The 18,279-nt window shown below is 65.0% G+C and carries 18 protein-coding genes; 11 read left to right on the top strand and 7 right to left on the bottom strand.

All coding sequences use genetic code 11. The features are described from left to right. Positions 1–57 precede the first annotated feature (57 nt). Complete coding sequence (locus tag F3J19_RS01395; RefSeq protein WP_167036505.1) at positions 58–741, bottom strand: methyltransferase domain-containing protein; 684 nt, start codon at positions 739–741, stop codon at positions 58–60. A gap of 302 nt (positions 742–1,043) precedes the next feature. On the opposite strand from F3J19_RS01395, the gene F3J19_RS01390 reads away from it, so the two are divergent. From F3J19_RS01390 to F3J19_RS01370, 5 genes are all read left to right on the top strand, one after another. Further along, on the top strand, positions 1,044–1,790 hold the full coding sequence (locus tag F3J19_RS01390) for a hypothetical protein (RefSeq protein WP_167036502.1): 747 nt from the start codon (positions 1,044–1,046) through the stop codon (positions 1,788–1,790). A gap of 1 nt (position 1,791) precedes the next feature. After that, positions 1,792–2,109 (top strand): hypothetical protein, encoded by a 318-nt coding sequence (locus tag F3J19_RS01385; RefSeq protein ID WP_167036499.1) that lies wholly within the window; start codon positions 1,792–1,794, stop codon positions 2,107–2,109. 129 nt (positions 2,110–2,238) lie between these two features. After that, a complete protein-coding gene (locus tag F3J19_RS01380; RefSeq protein ID WP_167036496.1) occupies positions 2,239–2,514 on the top strand; it encodes a hypothetical protein in 276 nt (91 codons plus the stop codon). A gap of 152 nt (positions 2,515–2,666) precedes the next feature. Next, on the top strand, positions 2,667–2,921 hold the full coding sequence (locus F3J19_RS01375) for a hypothetical protein (protein WP_240158621.1): 255 nt from the start codon (positions 2,667–2,669) through the stop codon (positions 2,919–2,921). A gap of 222 nt (positions 2,922–3,143) precedes the next feature. After that, entirely contained in the window at positions 3,144–3,404 is a 261-nt protein-coding gene (locus F3J19_RS01370) for a hypothetical protein (RefSeq protein WP_167036493.1), read from the top strand. Between the two features lie 165 nt (positions 3,405–3,569). Here the strand turns inward: F3J19_RS01370 and F3J19_RS01365 are convergent, their stop codons facing one another. The 6 genes from F3J19_RS01365 to F3J19_RS01340 all read right to left on the bottom strand — a co-directional run bounded on the left by F3J19_RS01365 (position 3,570) and on the right by F3J19_RS01340 (position 10,963). Further along, the gene (locus F3J19_RS01365) at positions 3,570–4,721 is read right to left on the bottom strand and encodes a Gfo/Idh/MocA family oxidoreductase (RefSeq protein WP_167036490.1); all 1,152 of its coding nucleotides are present in this window, start codon (positions 4,719–4,721) and stop codon (positions 3,570–3,572) included. Between the two features lie 251 nt (positions 4,722–4,972). Then, a complete protein-coding gene (locus tag F3J19_RS01360) occupies positions 4,973–6,022 on the bottom strand; it encodes a sugar phosphate isomerase/epimerase family protein (protein ID WP_167036487.1) in 1,050 nt (349 codons plus the stop codon). A gap of 158 nt (positions 6,023–6,180) precedes the next feature. Beyond that, positions 6,181–7,143 carry a substrate-binding domain-containing protein gene (locus F3J19_RS01355; RefSeq protein ID WP_167036484.1) on the bottom strand — a complete coding sequence of 321 codons (963 nt, stop codon included), beginning with the start codon at positions 7,141–7,143 and terminating at the stop codon, positions 6,181–6,183. A gap of 249 nt (positions 7,144–7,392) precedes the next feature. After that, entirely contained in the window at positions 7,393–8,406 is a 1,014-nt protein-coding gene (locus F3J19_RS01350) for an ABC transporter permease (RefSeq protein ID WP_167036481.1), read from the bottom strand. Then, positions 8,387–9,874 (bottom strand): sugar ABC transporter ATP-binding protein, encoded by a 1,488-nt coding sequence (locus tag F3J19_RS01345; protein WP_167036478.1) that lies wholly within the window; start codon positions 9,872–9,874, stop codon positions 8,387–8,389. The genes F3J19_RS01350 and F3J19_RS01345 overlap by 20 nt, the downstream gene beginning before the upstream one ends. A 3-nt stretch (positions 9,875–9,877) precedes the next feature. After that, the gene (locus F3J19_RS01340) at positions 9,878–10,963 is read right to left on the bottom strand and encodes a LacI family DNA-binding transcriptional regulator (RefSeq protein ID WP_167036475.1); all 1,086 of its coding nucleotides are present in this window, start codon (positions 10,961–10,963) and stop codon (positions 9,878–9,880) included. 359 nt (positions 10,964–11,322) lie between these two features. Here F3J19_RS01340 and F3J19_RS01335 point away from each other — a divergent pair, with 359 nt between their 5' ends. The 6 genes from F3J19_RS01335 to urtD all read left to right on the top strand — a co-directional run bounded on the left by F3J19_RS01335 (position 11,323) and on the right by urtD (position 18,253). Continuing rightward, entirely contained in the window at positions 11,323–11,976 is a 654-nt protein-coding gene (locus tag F3J19_RS01335; RefSeq protein ID WP_167036472.1) for a protein-L-isoaspartate O-methyltransferase, read from the top strand. A 75-nt stretch (positions 11,977–12,051) separates the two neighbouring features. Continuing rightward, complete coding sequence (locus F3J19_RS01330) at positions 12,052–12,375, top strand: rhodanese-like domain-containing protein (protein ID WP_013088667.1); 324 nt, start codon at positions 12,052–12,054, stop codon at positions 12,373–12,375. Between the two features lie 607 nt (positions 12,376–12,982). After that, positions 12,983–14,281 carry an urea ABC transporter substrate-binding protein gene (gene urtA, locus F3J19_RS01325; protein ID WP_167036470.1) on the top strand — a complete coding sequence of 433 codons (1,299 nt, stop codon included), beginning with the start codon at positions 12,983–12,985 and terminating at the stop codon, positions 14,279–14,281. Between the two features lie 147 nt (positions 14,282–14,428). After that, on the top strand, positions 14,429–16,108 hold the full coding sequence (urtB, locus tag F3J19_RS01320; protein WP_167036949.1) for an urea ABC transporter permease subunit UrtB: 1,680 nt from the start codon (positions 14,429–14,431) through the stop codon (positions 16,106–16,108). Position 16,109: 1 nt separating this feature from the next. Continuing rightward, on the top strand, positions 16,110–17,390 hold the full coding sequence (gene urtC / locus F3J19_RS01315; RefSeq protein ID WP_167036467.1) for an urea ABC transporter permease subunit UrtC: 1,281 nt from the start codon (positions 16,110–16,112) through the stop codon (positions 17,388–17,390). After that, positions 17,390–18,253: an urea ABC transporter ATP-binding protein UrtD gene (gene urtD, locus F3J19_RS01310; RefSeq protein ID WP_167036946.1), complete on the top strand. Its 864-nt coding sequence runs from the start codon at positions 17,390–17,392 to the stop codon at positions 18,251–18,253. Before urtC ends, urtD begins: the two co-directional genes overlap by 1 nt. Positions 18,254–18,279: the final 26 nt, after the last annotated feature.

Raw genomic sequence — 18,279 nt, 5'->3', positions numbered from 1 at the left:
GCTCGCAAGCGGGAGCGCCTTGCAGCCGCGCCCTACCCTACGCCCGGCACTCGCCAGCTATTCCCGCACCTGAGCGCGAAAAATCACCGAGGCCGGCTTGCCGGTGCGCGGATGCACCGGCTCCCGCATCTCCCGCAGCAACAGCCCGCTCGCCGCCATCAGTTCGAGCCACGTCTGCAAGGTCCGGAAATACCACGGCGGCGCGTCGGTGAATGCGTCGCCGAACCCCGCCCACGAACCCGGCCGCCAGCCGTCGACGTACGGCAAGTCGCCGCATGCGACGAGCGGATGCAGCGTCTGCACGATCAGGCTTGCGCCGGGAGCGAGCAGCATCGGCACGGCGCGCAGCAGCCCGTCGACCGATTCCTTGCCGAGCAGCGAAAAATTGCAGACCACGACGTCGGCACGCATGGCGAGCCGGCCCGCCGCGATCTCTTCGTACGACAGGATTCTGCCGTCGAGCACGCCGGCGGCGGTCGCGGCATGCACCAGTCCGGCGATCGCATCCACCGCCGTCACGCCGATTCCGCGGCGTTGCAGCGTAAGCGCGAGCCAGCCTTCGCCGCAGCCCAGATCGAGGACGGTGGCCGGTTCGCACGCCAATACGGCATCGAGCACGGCCTGATCGGTGACAAGGCGCCGGCTTTCGATTTCGCCCGCGCGCACCGCATTCATCCACGGCGACGCGTTGCGCTGCCAGGAAGCGATGATCTTGTCGTCGCTGAGAGGGTCGAGGTTCATCGCCGGTTTCGCTCCATGGTGCGCCGCGACCTCGGGCGTCTCGGGCCTCGGTCGCCGGCAATGCCGCCGATTGTCGGCGATTCGAACCTTCCGGTCGAGCGCGGCGGGCTGATCTCGGTCTGCTTTCGTTGACAGTTGTCCACGATGTTGCGAGATGCTCTCACTCGCGGCATAGCGTGTTCCTGCGGCTGCCAGCCAGTATTGCGGGGTGCGCAGTGGTTTCAGGGATTCATTCTTTTGTCATACGTGATTCGACGCCATGATAGGTTCTCCCGCTGATCTGACTTGGGTATGGACGGCGGATGGCGATCGAATTCAAGGTTGGAACTCATCGGAGCTGCACGCTTTATACGCGGCACGAATATCGCGGCAATACTTTCAGCGATGAGGCACGTGCCGGCCGCCAGCTCATTACTTCGGCAAGCTCAGGGGAACTGACGCACGACACGCACCAATTGGCACGGCTCGTCGCGTTCATGCGCAAAGCGCCCGGCTGCGCATACGTGAGCGGTGCTGCACCGGCTCAACTCGCCCGGATGCTGCGGACCGCCGTCGAGCGCGGCGATGTGATTGCCGTCGCGGCGAAGCCGCATGCCTCGGGTGGACGCAGTGTGCGTATCGAACAGCCGCCCCGGCCATACCATGAAACCTTCTCGCCGTCGCAACTATTCCGGCCCGAGCAACGCCTGGCGCGTACCGCTCGTTCATTCGAGCGCCCGCGATTGCCACGGCTAGCATCCGATGATGACCTCGCGATCTGGTTTTCCCGCCCCGGCGACGTACGGCCCGATGGAACCATCGCCGTACCGGTATCGACGCCACTCGGCAATGCGCAGCCGTTCGAATACAAAGAGGATGCTTCGCTCGGCGATCTACAGGAGTTAGCTGCGCGTGGCGTCAGTGAGGCCGACGAAGAAGAGTGTCACGTGATATACGAAACCGAAATGGAAGAATGCTCTTTTGCTCGCGCCATGTACCGGGACAACCGAACCTATGCCCTTTGCTCTCAGCGACCTTTCGTCAACTATCAAACTTGCAGAGGCTATTAACATGAAAAAACCACCACGCGCCAGCATCATTTTTTATGACGAAGACGCGCAGCAACTCATGATATGCAACGTGTTCCGGCGGGAAGTGCAAGGTGTCATTGATAACGCACTGGCACGCACAGGCGGGATGCGAGTTCCTCCCGACGAAGCCGATCACAGCATGCGCCCACTCACCGACGAAGACGCGCGTAAGCTCGGCGGCCTGGCGATACTCGTACAGGCTGGCGTCCACCCGGAATTGCGTGAGCGTTTGCAGATAACGACAGCAGAGCCCGTCAACTGGAAAAACGATGGCTTAGCAACCAGGACCGGGGAGTAAGCGTCCAAGGGGAATGCTCAGAAATGCCATCATCGTTCCCGCGTTGCGCCGTGCCATAGGCAACGCTCGCGGCCAGGTTCTGTGCGAGCAGAATGCGTTTGATCGTTACCAACAATGCAGGGGATATTGATGGCCAGCCACACGCCATATTCAGTGATATTGACTTGCGCCGAAGATCAACAAAGATTCATCGTTCATGCCGTCGATCAAACCAGGATCGCCACGGTAACTGCCGGTCAACTCGAAATGCCCATCCTTCTGGACAGTTTCGATTACCGGCTCGATGATGAATTTGCTCGCCGGCTTGGCGTCGCCATGCTCAACCTGATTGCTCTCGGGCAACCCGACATCAGGCAGTACATCCCGGTTACGCAAGAGCCCATCGACAAGCCGTTACAGACATAACCTGCCGCTCACGCACCGCGCGTCATGGCCCATGATGATGGGGTCACCTGTCCGCCTCTGCGACGTGCTGCCCGATGGAACCATCGCCATGCCGGGACGGCAAGGTCCGAGACCTCGGCAACCCTGTACCGATCCTTCCGTGGTGACAACGCATGGACAAGCTGAACGCCTTCAATCACTTCCACGACTGGTATATGGACACCCTCCATGTGTCGACGGAGCGCGAAACGCTCACACTGAGCCTGTATTTGCAGAATCGGCGTGCGTCGCTTTCATTCGTCGGAATGAGTCGGTGCATTGTCGAGAATCTCGGTCTTCAAAACATCGTTTACGCAATCGACATGCTGGAAGAGGGAACAGAGCGTTACGAGAAAGCACAACGAAGGTTAGCCACAGCCGAACGATAGACCGATAACCAACCCGGCAAACTCGCGCAACTTTTCTCGACATGCGTGGCGGAGCTTATCGTCGAGTTTGACTCGCTTGAAATTGAGACCTCTTCGGAATCGTTAGATTGACATCGTCACCTTCACGCAGCCACCCAGCGCCCTATCCGCACAAACGCGCACAAACGCGGAAGGTCCGCGAAATTGTTAAAGTAGCAGTCTTTTCCCACTCAGCAGTCCATCATGCGCACCACCCGAGCCATCCATGCCGTCGAGCGGCTGAAAACGCGCAGCGGCAATCCCCGCTTTGCCGCGATCAGCCTGTCTGGCGGCCTGTTCTATCTGGTCGATAAAGCGAGCGGCGTCGATAAAAAGGTCTCCGAGCCGCTCGCGCTCGACGACTTCGTCAAATTCGTCGACGCGTTCGGTCCGCAGAAACCGCGCAAGGCCAGCAAGCTCGACGTCGCGTTCGAAGCGCAGATCAAAAAGAGCAAGGGCGAGTAACGCGGCAGCGGTGTCACGCAGGCGCCGCGCAACGCATTGGCGACATCACGCGACATCACAAAGCATCGCGCCACATCGCGGCCTTGCGGCCCAATGCCAGCGCCATCGCCAGCGACGAGGCAAGGCAAGCCAACCCACCCCACTCGCCCCCAACCACCACCCCACTCACCCCGCCGCGATCTCCTGCCACTGCCCATCCGCCGCGCTGCTCGCGAGCACGGCCTCGATAAAGCGCAAACCGGCCACGCCATCGTCGACCGTCGTCAGCAGCCGGCTTTCGGGCGGCGGCTCGCGGCCCTCGTTCAACGCGTCGATCTGCAAGGCCGCGTCCTTGTACAACTGCGCAAACGCTTCGAGATACCCTTCCGGATGCCCCTGCGGCACGCGCGTCGCATGCGCGGCCACCGCGCTGTTCACGCGCCCGCGCGTCAGTCGCTCGGCCGTGCCGCCGAGCGGCGTGAACCACAATTCGTTAGGCTGCTCCTGATCGAACGCAAGACCCGCCTTCGTGCCATAGACACGCAACCGCAACGCGTTCTCCGCGCCGCTCGCCACCTGGCTCGCCCACAGCATGCCGCGCGCGCCGTTCGCGTAGCGCAGCAGCGCCTGCACATGATCGTCGACACGGCGACCCGGCACGAAGGTATGCAGCTCGGCGGAAAGTTCGCGCGGCAGCATCCCCGTGACGAAGACGGCGAGGTGATACGCGTGCGTGCCGATGTCGCCGAGACAGCCCGCCGGTCCCGCGAGCGCCGGGTCCGTGCGCCAGCCGGCCTGCCTGTTCGCGCCGGTCGCCTCGATCGGTTCGGCGAGCCAGTCCTGTGCGTATTCGACCTGCACGACGCGTATCTCGCCCAACTCGCCGCGCTCGACCAGTTCGCGCGCATGGCGCACGAGCGGATAGCCCGAATACGTATGCGTGAGCGCGAACAGCCGCTGCCTCGCGCGCGCGAGTTGCGCGAGGGCCTCGCCTTCGGCGAGCGACACCGCGAGCGGCTTGTCGCATATCACGTGGATGCCCGCTTCGAGAAACGCCGTCGCGACTGGCGCATGTAGATGATTCGGCGTGACGATCGCCACCGCGTCAATGCCGTCATCGCGCGCGGCTTCGGCGCGCGCCATCTCGCGCCAGTCCGCATAGCTGCGCGCGATGCCGGCTTCGAGCGCGCTCGTCCGCGCGCGCTCGGGATCGGACGACAACGCGCCCGCAACGAGTTCGAAGCGATCGTCGAGCCGCGCGGCGATCCGGTGCACCGCGCCGATGAACGCGCCCTGCCCGCCGCCGACCATGCCGAGCCTGAGCTTTTTTTGTGGCATCGGATTTCCTCTCCTTCCTTTGTCTTTGTGTTTGGACGGCGCGACGCGTGCGTAGGTGGGTGTGGCACGCGGCCACGCACGGTGCGCGCCACCGCGCCTTCTGTCCTTCCTTCGCGCGGGCCCTCTGTCACCGCGCGCTGCTGTCACCCGTTCCTTGTCACCCGCTCTCTATCACCGCGCTCACGGACCGCCGCCGTGCCTGCCAATCTCCGAATAGCCCTACCGTGCAACCCGCGCGGCACAAACGGCCATCAAATCCCAAGCACGCTTTTCAACCGTACGGCATCGACGCCACTGCCCGCGAAATCGTCGAACGCATGCTCGGCCACGCGGATGATATGCCGCCGGATAAACTCCGCGCCCTCTCGCGCGCCGTCGTGCGGATGCTTCAATGCGCACTCCCATTCGAGCACGGCCCAGCCCGGAAAATCGTATTGCGCCATCTTCGAGAAGATCGCGCCGAAGTCGATCTGTCCATTGCCGAGAGAGCGGAAGCGTCCCGCGCGCTCGACCCAGCCGCTATAGCCGCCGTACACGCCCTGCCTGCCGGTCGGCCGGAACTCGGCGTCCTTCACATGAAACGCCTTGATGCGCTCGTGATAGATGTCGATGAACGCAAGGTAATCGAGCTGTTGCAGCATGAAGTGGCTCGGGTCGTAGAGAATGTTCGCGCGCGCATGCTGCTTCACCGCGTCGAGAAAGCGCTCGAAGCTCACGCCGTCGTGCAGGTCCTCGCCCGGATGCAGTTCGTAGCAGACGTCGACGCCGGCTGCATCGAACGCATCGAGAATCGGCGTCCAGCGGCGCGCGAGTTCGTCGAATGCAGCCTCGACGAGACCGGCCGGACGCTGCGGCCACGGATACAGATACGGCCACGCGAGCGCGCCGGAAAACGACACGTGCGTGCTCAATCCCAGGCGGCGCGATGCTTGCGCGGCGAGCTTCATCTGCGCGATCGCCCATTGCGTGCGCGCGGCCGGATCGCCGCGCACGTGCGGCGCGGCAAAGCCGTCGAACAGCGCGTCGTAGGCGGGATGCACGGCGACCAGTTGTCCTTGCAGATGCGTCGACAGCTCGGTAATCTCCACGCCCACGTCATCGACGGTCTCGCGCAACTCATCGCAATACGCGTCGCTCGTGGCCGCTTTCTCGAGATCGATCAGGCGCGGATCGCACGGCACCTGCACGCCCTTGAAGCCGAGACCGGCCGCCCAGTTCGCAAGATGCGCGAGATTGTCGAACGGCACTTCGTCGCCCATGAACTGCGCGAGAAAGATCGCCGGACCTTTGATGGTTTTCATCGTACGGTTCCTCGAACCTGGCGCGCGCGGGTCGCGTTCCCTTCAGGATGAACGGGACGCTCCCGCGCGCGTTAAACGATCAGCGCCGCGATGCTCCGGGCGGAACGCAAGATGGCACCCAACGTGCCGCTCGCAGCGTCGCCCGAGCGCCGCCTAACTTAAAACGGCGAGTCCGGGAAATAGAACTGCTGCGCGTTTTCCTTCGTAATCAGCACCGACGGAATGATCGTCGTGGCCGGCAGCTTCTCGCCTTTTAACCGCGCCTCGGCCGTGAGCTTGATCGCGTCGTAGATGAATTTCGGCGAGTACGACACGTCGGCCTGGATCATCGGCGCGCCGTCCATCACGTTCTTCACCATGCCTTTCGAGCCCGCGCCGCCGAACACGATCTTGATGTCGTTGCGCTTCGCCTGATCGATCGCCTTGACGACGCCGACCGCCATGTCGTCGTCGGCGGCCCACACGGCGTCGATATGCTTGAAGCGCGTCAGGTAGTCCTGCATCACCTTGAACGCATCGTCGCGATTCCAGTTCGCGTACTTCGCGTCGAGAATCTTGAGGTCCGGATAGTTCTTGATTACGTTCGTGAACGCGGTCCAGCGCTCGTTGTCGAGCGTGGTCGGAATGCCGCGCAGCGCAACGATATTGCCCTTGCCGCCGAGCGACTTCGCCAGATACTCGGCGGGAATCCGGCCGAACGCGGTGTTGTCGCCGGCCACATAGGCATCCTGTGCGCTCGTGTTCGTGAGGCCGCGATCGACCACGGTCACGTACACGCCTTTCTTCTTGACCTGCTCGACCGGTTGCGTGAGCGAAGCCGATTCATACGGAAAGATCACCAGCGCGTTGATCTTGTTGACGGTCACGAGGTCCTGCAACTGGTTCGCCTGCTCGGGCGAGTTGGCCGCGGTCTTCACGATCACCTTCAGATCGGGATGCGCTTTCTCGAGATCGGCCTTCGCCTTGTTGGCCCACCAGACGATGCCGCCCGTGAAGCCGTGATCGGCCGTCGGAATCGCGACGCCTAGCGTGACCTTGTCGTCGGCGCGCGCCGCGCCCACCGTGCCCAGTATTCCCAACGCCAGCATGCCGGCGCCGATCGCTCGAATGACCTGCTTCATGGTGTGTCTCCAATGTTGAGGCGCTCGGGGCACCCCGTTTTTCGGACCTGCGTTCAGATTGCCGTTGTTGCGTTTGCTGCTTTCTTTTGCTGCTTTTCGCTGCGTCCGCACTGCCGTTACTTCATCACCGTGGCCGCACTGCGGTTGCTTTGCGGTTGCTTTGCGGCTGACTGGCTAAGGCTTCATTGCTGCCTCATGGCTGCTTCACTACGGCCCTTGCTCGCCGCGCTTCCAACCGGCAGCGCCCCACTACCGCCTTCCACGCTGCACGAACGCGACGAAAATAATTACGACGCCCTGCACCGCCGCATTCAGATACACGCTGATGATGCTGGTCAGGTTCAGGATGTTCGCGATCACCGAAAGCAGGATCGCGCCGATCACGGTGCCGATCACGCGCCCCTCGCCGCCCTTGAGCGCGGTGCCACCGACCACCACCGACGCGATCGCTTCAAGCTCCCACAACAGGCCGGTGGTCGGCGTCGCGGAACCGAGGCGCGGCACATACAGCACGGTCGCCACGCCCACGCACATCCCGAGCAGCACATACGTGACGATCTTCACGGTATCGACGCGAATCGCCGCATAGCGCGCAACCTGTTCGTTCGAGCCGATCGCCTGCACATGGCGGCCGAACGCGGTGCGATTGAGGATCAGCGCGCCGCCCGCCGCGACCACGAGAAACACCCAGATCGGCACCGGCACGCCGAACAGGCTCGCGTAATAGACCGGGCCATACAGATCGGATAACGAATCATTGAGTGTCAACGCCCCGCCGTCGGCGAGCCACGTCAGCACCGCGCGAAAAATCCCGAGCGTGCCGAGCGTGACGATGAACGGCTCGATGCGCCCTTTTGTAATCAGCAAGCCGTGCGCGCAACCAAACAGCGCACCGAGCACGAGCGCCGCGACGATGCCGATCGTCACGATCAGCAACGGCGGCAACGCATGGCCTGCTGCGCCCGCCGCCAGCGCGTTCATGAGCCAGATCATGCTGCCCGCGATCAGTGCGGCCATCGAGCCGACCGACAGATCGATGCCGCCCGAAATGATCACAAAGGTCATGCCGACCGCGATGATGCCGATGAACGACGTGCGCGTGAGCACGTTCATGAGGTTGTCGAGCGTCGCGAAATCGCGATTGAGCAGCGTGCCGACGATGCACAGCGCGATCAGCCCGACGAGCGGCCCGAGCGTATAGAGCCGCTGCGCGACGCGCAGCGCGCGGCGTGATGGCACGGCTTCAGTGGGTGCCGGTCGCATGGGCGATCAACTCCTCTTCGGTCAGATGGTCGAGCGCGAGCGTCGCTTGCAGGCGTCCCGCGCGCATCACGGCGACGCGATGGCACAAGCCGATCAGCTCGATCAGTTCGGATGAAATGACGATCACCGCGCGGCCCTGCGCGGCGAGACGATGAATCAGGAAATAGATGTCGCGTTTCGCGCCGACGTCGACGCCGCGCGTCGGCTCGTCGAGCACGATCACGCTCGGGTCCGGTTGCAGAAACTTCGCGAGCGCGAGCTTCTGCTGGTTGCCGCCCGAGAGCATGCGCGCGCGGCTCGACAGGTCGCCCGTGCGAATGCCGAATTCGCCGACCGCTTTCTGCAAGGCCGCGCGGCCCGCCTTCAGGTCGAGCAGCGGATGCGCGTAGCGTTCGAGCGTCATCAGCGTGAGGTTGTCCTGCAGGTTCAGATCGACGTGCAGGCCTTTGCCCTTGCGGTCCTCGCTCAGATACGTGAGGCCGTGGCGCATCGCCTCGCGCGGGCTTTTCAGATCGACGGGCCGGCCCGCGATGTCGAGGCGGCCGCCCGTGCGTTTGCGCAAGCCGATGAGCGCCTCGAACGCCTCGGTGCGGCCTGCGCCGACCAGCCCCGCGAAGCCGAGCACTTCGCCGGCGCGCACCTCGAAGCTCAGGTCCTCGACCCAGTCGGGCACCGTGAGGCCGTTCACGCGCAACGCAACCGGCGCATCGGCGGGCGCGGTCGCCTTGTCGGGGAACATATCGGACAGCTCGCGCCCGACCATCAGGTTCGCCATCTGCTGGCGCGCAAGCCCTGCGGTCTCGCCGCGCGCGACGAAGCGGCCGTCGCGCATCACGATCACCTCGTCGGTGATGCGCTCGACTTCGTCGAGCTTGTGCGAGATGTAGACGATCGTCACGCCGTCGGCCTTGAGCTTCGCCATCAGCGCGAAGAGCCGTTCGGTTTCGGCGGGCGTCAATGTCGCGGTCGGCTCGTCCATGATGAGCAGACGCGCGCGCCGCGACAGCGCCTTCGCGATCTCGACCATCTGCTTTTCCGCGACGATCAGCTCGCGCACCTTCGTGTCGGGCGCGCGCTCGAGCCCGACCTGCGCGAGATAGCGCGCGGCGTCGGCACGCATCGCGGCATCGTCGACGAACCAGCCGCGCCGCTTCTCGTGGCCGAGGTACATGTTCTGCGCGATCGTCAGGTGCTCGGCGAGATTGAACTCCTGGTGGATCAGCACGATGCCTTGCGCCTCGGCGTCGCGCGAACCGCTAAAGCGCCGCGCGTGACCGTCGATGAGCACGCTGCCCGACGTGGCCGTTTCGTAACCGGCGAGGATTTTCATCAGCGTCGACTTGCCCGCGCCGTTCTCGCCGAGCAAGCCGTAGATGCGCCCCGGTGCGATCTCGAAGCTCACGCCGTGCAGCACGCGCACGGGGCCGAAGTCCTTGCGGATGTCGTCGAAGCGGATCGCGAGGCTCATGGCTCAGGCACTCCCGCGAATCACGAGGCGATGCGGCAGCAGCACGCCCGGCACGCTGGCCTGCGGATTCGCGAGTCGTTGCAGCAGCAGGCGCGCGGCCGTTTCGCCGAGTTCGCGCATCGGCTGCGCGATCGTCGTGAGCGGCGGATCGATCTGCGCGGCGAGCGAAATATCGTCGAAGCCGACCACGGCGACGTCGTCGGGCACGCGCTTGCCGACGCTGCGCAAACCGTGGATCACGCCGATCGCGAGCGTATCCGACACCGCGAAGATCGCGCTCGGCGCGGCGGGCTGCTGCATCAGCGTGACCGCGGCCGAGGCGCCCGCTTCGTAGTCGAGGCTGTTCAGGTTCATGCGCCAGCGCGGGTCCGGCGCGATGCCGGCCTCGGCGAGCGCATCGAGATAGCCCTGCTGGCGCTGCCGCGCATACAGATAGCCGACGTCGGAATTGATGAGCCCGATGCGCCGATGGCCGCGCGCGAGCAGATGCCGAACCGCGTCGCCGGCCGCGCGGTAGTTGTCGATGCCGGCATACGGCACGCCCACCGCCGGGTCGAACTCGCAGCAGGCGACCCACGGCAGCGCCTGCGAGGCCTCGCCGAGCGCCTGCTGGATCGTGTCCGGATCGAGGCAGATCGCGCCGTCGGCGCGGCGGCGGCGCAGCATGTCGAAATAGCTGCGCTCGCGGCCCGGGTCCGCGCCGGTGTCGCACAACAGCATGAAGTAGCCGTGCTGACGCGCGACGCTGTCGATGCCGCGCACGATCTCGGCGTAGAACGGATTGCCGAAGTCGGGGACCATCGTCAGCAGCAGGCGGCTTTCCGCCGTGCGCAGATTGCGCGCGAGTTCGTTGACGCGATAGCCGCTCGCGTCGATCGCGGCGAGCACCTTGTCGCGCGTCGCGGCCCGCACGTTCTCGTGGCCGTTCAAGACGCGCGAGACCGTCGCGACCGAGACGCCCGCCTGCTGCGCGACGCCCGCAATCGAGATGTCGCCGGCCGCGCGCAGCGACGCGCCGGCGACCTCGGAAGCCGCCCCGCTCGCGGTGGCCGGCGCGGCCGGAGACGACTTCGACGAAGTTCTGGACACAGGGGCTCGCGCAAAAATGTAATCGATTACATTTTTGCGCGATGACGCGGCGAATCGCAAGAACCGATCGCTAGGGATTAACACGGGGGGCGCCGCGCACGGCCGGCCCCGGGCGGGCGGACGACTGACCGCTTACCGGCCGCCCGCGTGCCGCCTGCTCGCCGATTGGCTGCCGATTGGCTGCCGAAGTCCGGCGAACTGCCGCCATTTGGTACAATCGCGCCGCTACCCTGACGCGGCCCGCAACTCCGAAGGCTTTCCCGCGAAGCCGCGCCCGCCGGCAACCAAGCCGCGGCACAGTCAGGTCAACAGTCCGCGGCTCCCCGCCCGCTCGCCAAACCAAAACCGCCGAATCCACCATGAACATCGAGCAAGCGCGTTTCAACATGATCGAACAGCAGATCCGCCCCTGGGAAGTGCTCGACCAGGACGTGCTGAATCTGCTCTCGATCGTCAAACGTGAGAATTTCGTCCCCGCCGCCTACCGCGACCTCGCTTTCGCCGACCTCGAAGTGCCGCTGCCGGCCGGTCAGCACATGCTGGCGCCGCGCGTCGAGGCGCGCGTGCTGCAGGAACTGGCGGTGAAGAAGCACGAAAGCGTGCTCGAAATCGGCGCGGGCTCGGGTTACATGGCGGCGCTGCTCGCGCATCGCGCGCAGCACGTGCTGAGCGTCGAGATCGAGCCGGAACTGGCCGAACTCGCGAAGAGCAACCTGATCGCCAACGGCGTGCTGAACGCCGAAGTCGCAACCGGCGACGCCGCGCGCGGCTGGGCCGGCGCGGCACCGTACGACGTGATCTGCGTGTCGGGCGGCCTGCCGGTGCTGCCGCAGGAAATCCTCGAACAGTTGAAGGTGGGCGGCCGTCTCGCCGCGTTCGTCGGCACCGCCCCCGTCATGAAGGCGCAAATCATCACGCGCATCGACGAGAAGCAGTACCGCATCGCCGACGTGTTCGAAACCTACATCGAGCCGCTCGCCAACGCGGTGCAACCGCCGCGCTTCAAGTTCTGAAGCGGCTTTTGGCTGCATTTTTTTACCGGACGGACGGCGCACATGCCGCCGTCCCCTGAACTGGATGTCCCGCTGATGCAAAACCTGACCGCTCCGGCACTCGCCGAATGGCTCGCCGACACCTCGCGTCCCGCGCCCGTGCTGCTCGACGTGCGCGAGCCGTGGGAACTGCAAACGGCGTCGATGGCCGGCATCGTGTCGATTCCGATGCGCGAGATTCCCGCGCGCAGCGAAGAACTCGACGACGACGCGCAGATCGTCTGCATCTGCCATCACGGCGCGCGCAGTGCCCAGGTCGCGATGTTCCTCGAATCGCGCGGCCATACGAACGTGTTCAATCTGCAAGGCGGCATCGATGCGTGGTCGCGCCAGGTCGATCCGTCGGTTCCCACGTATTGAGGCGGAGCTATTGAGTTTGAACGCGCGGTAACCAGCGCGTTGCGACGGCGCAAGAGCGGGCAGTCCTTGCGCCGTTTGTTTTTTGTACCTTTGCTGTTGTCGTTACTCTTCCGCCTCTGCCCGTCCGTCACCTCGCCTCACATCACGTCGCGCAGCTTGTGAAGCGCGCGCTCGAACAGCGGCGCCATGCGCGCAGCTCGCTTGAATAGCTGCTTGCGAATAGCGACTCGCGCTCGCACGATGCGATCGTCGCCCCTCACCGAACACACATCCCCCACACACGCCGGCTGCGCATGCACCCGCACACACGCCGCTTGCGCCCGCTCCCGGCCACTGACGCTTATCCACGCTTCGTTACAGCGCGGCGCGCACTCGAACGAGGCACAGCGCGTGCGCCTGCACCAGATTCGCGCCGCTATCCGCCCGCGAATGCGCGATACCCGCGCCGCCGCCGGCCGCGCCACCACAAGCATCGCGCGCGCCCCGCACCCGATGCGTCACATGGCATATGCCTTGCAGTAGACGAGCGGCTAGTCGTACGGTCCAGGTCCCGCTGGCTGAAACCGACGCTTATAAGCAGTGACCATCAATGGCAAGGGGAAAGCACATGAAACGTCGCAGTCTGTTGAAGTATGGCTCCATGGCCGGCGCGCTCGCGCTTGCGGGCCGCGTGCCGTTCGCACACGCGCAGTCCGATGGCGGTCCGATCAAGGTCGGCATCCTGCATTCGCTGTCGGGCACGATGGCGATCTCCGAAACCTCGCTGAAGGACACCGCGCTGATGACGATCGCGGACATCAACCGGAACGCAGGCGTGATGGGCCGGCAGATTCAGCCCGTGGTGGTGGACCCGGCATCGAACTGGCCGCTCTTCGCCGAGAAAGCGCGCCAGCTTCTGACGCAGGAGAAGTGCGCGGCCGTGTTCGGCTGCTGGACCTCGGTGTCGCGCAAATCGGTGCTGCCGGTGTTCGAGGAATTGAACGGCCTGCTGTTCTATCCCGTGCAGTACGAAGGCGAGGAGATGTCGCGCAACGTGTTCTATACGGGCGCGGCGCCGAATCAGCAGGCGATTCCCGCGACCGAGTATCTGATGAGCGCCGAAGGCGGCGGCGCGAAGCGCTTCTTCCTGCTCGGCACCGACTACGTCTATCCGCGCACGACCAACAAGATCCTGCGCGCGTTCCTCAAGTCGAAAGGCGTGCAGGAAGCCGATATTCAGGAGGTCTATACGCCGTTCGGCCATAGCGACTATCAGACCATCGTCGCGAACATCAAGACCTTCTCACAGGGCGGCAAGACCGCGGTGATCTCGACCGTCAACGGCGATTCGAACGTGCCGTTCTACAAGGAACTCGGCAACCAGGGGCTCAAGGCCTCGGACGTGCCGGTCGTCGCGTTCTCGGTCGGCGAGGAAGAGTTGCGCGGCATCGATACGAAGCCGCTCGTCGGCAATCTGGCGGCGTGGAACTACTTCATGTCGCTGCGCAATCCGGCCAACGAGAAGTTCAAGAAGCAATGGGCCGCGTGGGTCAAGGACAACAACCTGCCGGGCGGCACGAAGCGCGTGACCAACGATCCGATGGAAGCGACCTTCGTCGGCATTCATATGTGGAAGCAGGCGGTCGAGAAAGCGAAGAGCACCGAGGTCGACAAGGTGCGCGTCGCGATGGTCGGGCAGACCTTCGCCGCGCCCTCGGGCTTCACGCTCGAGATGGACGGCAACCACCATCTGCACAAGCCGGTGATGATCGGCGAGGTACGCGCGGACGGCCAGTTCAACGTCGTGTGGCACACCAAGGGACCGGTTCGCGCGCAGCCGTGGAGCCCGTTCATCGCCGGCAATGCGGGCAAGCCGGATGTGGTCAGCTCGATCCCGGCGTTTTTGCGGCGTTCGCGGATTGCGTGACGCGTGACGTATCCGCGAAAGCGAGTGTGTGACGTTGCGGCGCGCGCCGATGTCCCGCAACGCCTTGCGTCTAAAAGCGCGGCGGCTACCGCGCCGCCCTCGCCGGCTTTATCGGCTTATCGAATCCCCCTCGTGCAAAAGGCCATCATGGCGTTTTCCTTTCCGACTTTCCCACGACGACGCTTCACGCCACGCATCGTACGTTGCGTCGCATTCCGTACGATCGGCAATGCCTCGCTCGCATTGCTGCTCGTGCTGTGCCTCACCGGCGCACCGTCCGCCGCATTCGCGTTGACGCAAGCCGACCTCGCGCCGCTTGCCGGCGACGACTTCGAAGCGAAGTCCGCGGCCATCGACAAGCTGATCGCAACGCACGATGCCGCCTCGCTCGCGGTGCTCAAGGCACTCGCCGACGACAGCGCGCTCGCCACCGACGCGGGCGCCCTGCTGCTGCAGGACAGCGACACCGCACGCGACGCGCTGACGGGCCAGGCCGTCGCCGCGAACGACGCGCAGCCGGTCACGCTGAACAATCTGCTGCGCGCGAAAGTCTCGGGCGCGCTCTCGGGCCTGCAACTCGCCTCGCCCGACCAGGCCACGCGCGCGGCGGCCATCGACGCGCTGCTGCAAAACCCCGACCCGTCGCTCAAGCCGCTCGTCGACGCGGCCCGCGCGAAGGAAACCGACCCGGTGCTGAAGCAACGCCTCGACACGCTATGGGCGATGAGCGCGCTGCACGACGCCGATCCCGTCAGGCGCCTCGAAGCGGTGCAGCTGGTTGCCGCGCGCCATGACCTCGACATGAACGAACTGCTGCGCCCGCTCGTCGCGAAGAAAGCGGACGGCTCGTTCGCGGAAAGCGACGAACGCGTGCGCGCGGCCGCGCAAAGCGGCATCGACGAACTCGAGGCGATCCAGCGCCGCAGCCAGATCGCGGGCACGCTGTTCGCGGGGCTGTCGCTCGGCAGCGTGCTGCTGCTCGCAGCACTCGGCCTCGCGATCACGTACGGGCTGATCGGCGTCATCAACATGGCGCATGGCGAATTCCTGATGATCGGCGCGTATGCGAGCTATGTCGTGCAGAACCTGTTTCAGCGCTTCGCGCCCGGCGCGTTCGACTGGTATCCGCTCTTCGCGATACCGGCCGCGTTCGTCGCGGCGGGGCTCGTCGGCATTGTGCTCGAACGGCTCGTGCTCAGGCATTTGTATGGGCGGCCGCTCGAAACGCTGCTGACCACCTTCGGCGTGAGCCTGATCCTGATTCAGGCAACCCGCATGCTGTTCGGCGCGCAAAACGTGCAGGTCGTCAATCCGTCGTGGATGAGCGGCGGCGTGACCGTGCTGCCGAACCTGATCCTGCCGTACAACCGGCTCGCGATTCTCGCGTTCTCGCTGATCGTCGTCGCAATCGCGTGGGCCGTGCTCACGCGCACGCGGCTCGGCCTGTTCGTGCGCGCGGTCACGCAGAACCGCCGCATGGCCGCCTGCGTCGGCGTGAAAACCGCGCGCGTCGATTCGTATGCGTTCGCGTTCGGCGCGGGTATCGCGGGACTCGGCGGCTGCGCGCTGTCGCAGATCGGCAATGTCGGGCCCGACCTCGGCCAGAGCTACATCATCGATTCGTTCATGGCGGTCGTGCTCGGCGGCGTCGGCCAGCTTGCGGGCACCGTGCTCGGCGGCTTCGGCCTCGGGCTCGTCAGCAAGGCGATCGAGCCGTTCTGGGGCGCGGTGCTCGCGAAGATCGCGGTGCTCGTCCTGATCGTGCTGTTCATCCAGAAGCGTCCGCAAGGCATGTTCGCCTTGAAGGGCCGCAGCGCGGAGGCTTGAGATGACATCGGCAATTTCCTCTACTACGTCGTCGGCCGCCTCGGAGGCGACCTCAGCGACGCATTCGCCGGCAAGTCCATCTTCCGTCGCACCGTCGCGCGTCGGTCGCGACGGTCATGCGCCTGGCGCCACGGCAGGCAGCGGCGCGGGCAACGCACGCGATGCCAACGCCGGCTTCGCGCTCGGCCTGCCGCCGCGTCCCGCCTTGCTGTCGCGCCGCGCGTGGCTCGCGCTGATCGCGCTCGTCATCGTGTTCGGCCTCGGCGTGCCGTTCGCCGCGCTCGTGATTCCCGAAACGAGCGCGCTGCATCTGTCCGCCTACGCGATGACGCTGACCGGCAAGTTCATGTGCTACGCGATCGCGGCGCTCGCGCTCGATCTCGTCTGGGGCTACTGCGGCATCCTGAGCCTCGGCCATGCGCTGTTCTTCGCGCTCGGCGGCTACGCGATCGGCATGTACCTGATGCGCGCGATCGGCCACGACGGCAAGTACGGCAGCGATCTGCCCGACTTCATGGTGTTTCTCGACTGGCACCGGTTGCCGTGGTACTGGCAGGGCACGCAGCATCTCGGCTATGCGCTGCTGCTCGTCGTGCTGGTGCCGGCCGTGGTCGCGTGGGTGTTCGGCTTCTTCACGTTCCGCTCGCGCGTGAAAGGCGTGTACCTGTCGATCATCACGCAGGCCATGACCTTCGCCGCGATGCTGCTGTTCTATCGCAACGAAACGGGCTTCGGTGGCAACAACGGCTTCACCGATTTCAAGCGCATCGGCGGTTTTCCGATCACGCATCCGGGCACGCGCGCCGCCTTGCTGCTGATCACGTTCGCGGTGCTGATCGCGGCATTCCTCGGCGCGCGCGCGATCGTCACCTCGAAGCTCGGCCGCGTCGTCACCGCGGTGCGCGACGGCGAAACGCGGCTGATGTTTCTCGGCTATAGCCCGCTTGCCTACAAGCTGTTCGTGTGGACCGTGTCGGCCGTGCTGTGCGGCATCGCGGGCGCGCTCTACGTGCCGCAGGTCGGCATCATCAATCCGGGCGAAATGTCGCCGGGCAACTCGATCGAAATGGCGATCTGGGTCGCGGTCGGCGGACGCGGCACGCTGATCGGACCGATCATCGGCGCGTTCGCGGTGAACGGCGCGAAGAGCTTTTTCACGGCGAACTTTCCGGAGTACTGGCTGTTCTTTCTCGGCCTGATTTTCGTGCTGGTGCCGCTGTTGTTGCCGAACGGCATCATGGGGCTCGCCGAGCTGCTGACGCGCAAAAGGAACCGCGCATGATGAACGAAAACCCGCTGGTGGCCGATCTGGCCTTGCCTGAAGCACCCGCCGAAACGTCGCTGAGCGGCGTCGCGAACATGGGGCACGCGGTCGTACCGGGCGAGATCGACGTCTCGCACGGCACGATCCTCTACCTCGAAGACGTGACCGTGAGCTTCGACGGCTTTCGCGCACTCAACGCATTGTCGCTCGCGATCGACGCGGGCGAACTGCGCTGCGTCATCGGCCCGAACGGCGCGGGCAAGACCACGATGATGGACGTCATCACCGGCAAGACCGCGCCCGACGACGGCAAGGTGTTTCTCGGCCAGTCGATCGACCTCACGCGCATGAACGAGCCCGCGATCGCGCGCGCGGGCATCGGCCGCAAGTTCCAGAAGCCGACCGTGTTCGAACAGCATCCCGTATGGGAAAACCTCGAACTCGCGATGCAGGCCGACAAGGGCTGGTGGGCCTCGCTGCGCGCACGGCTCGATCGCGAGGCGCAGGCGCGCATCGAGCAAACGCTCGCGCTGATCGGGCTCGAAAGCGAAGCGCGGCGGCTCGCGGGCGAGCTTTCGCATGGACAGAAACAGCGCCTCGAAATCGGCATGCTGCTGATGCAACGCCCGGCACTGCTGCTGCTCGACGAACCCGCGGCCGGCATGACCGACGACGAAACCATGCAGCTCGCCGAACTGCTCGACCGGCTGCGCGGCACCTGCTCGATGATGGTCGTCGAGCACGACATGGAGTTCGTCGCGGCGCTCGCGGGAGAAACCGGCAAGGTAACGGTCATGGCCGAGGGGCGCGTGCTCGCGCACGGCACGCTCGACGAGGTGCAGCAGAACGAGACCGTCATCGAGTCTTATCTGGGCCGCTGAACGACGATTCGACAGGACATCAGGAA

Origin of the sequence: Burkholderia sp. Ax-1724 (genome assembly GCF_011752995.1) — a bacterium.
Taxonomy (GTDB): Bacteria; Pseudomonadota; Gammaproteobacteria; order Burkholderiales; family Burkholderiaceae; genus Paraburkholderia.
The sequence above is the reverse complement of the archived record's forward strand: the minus strand, read 5'-3'. Positions and strand labels throughout refer to the sequence as shown.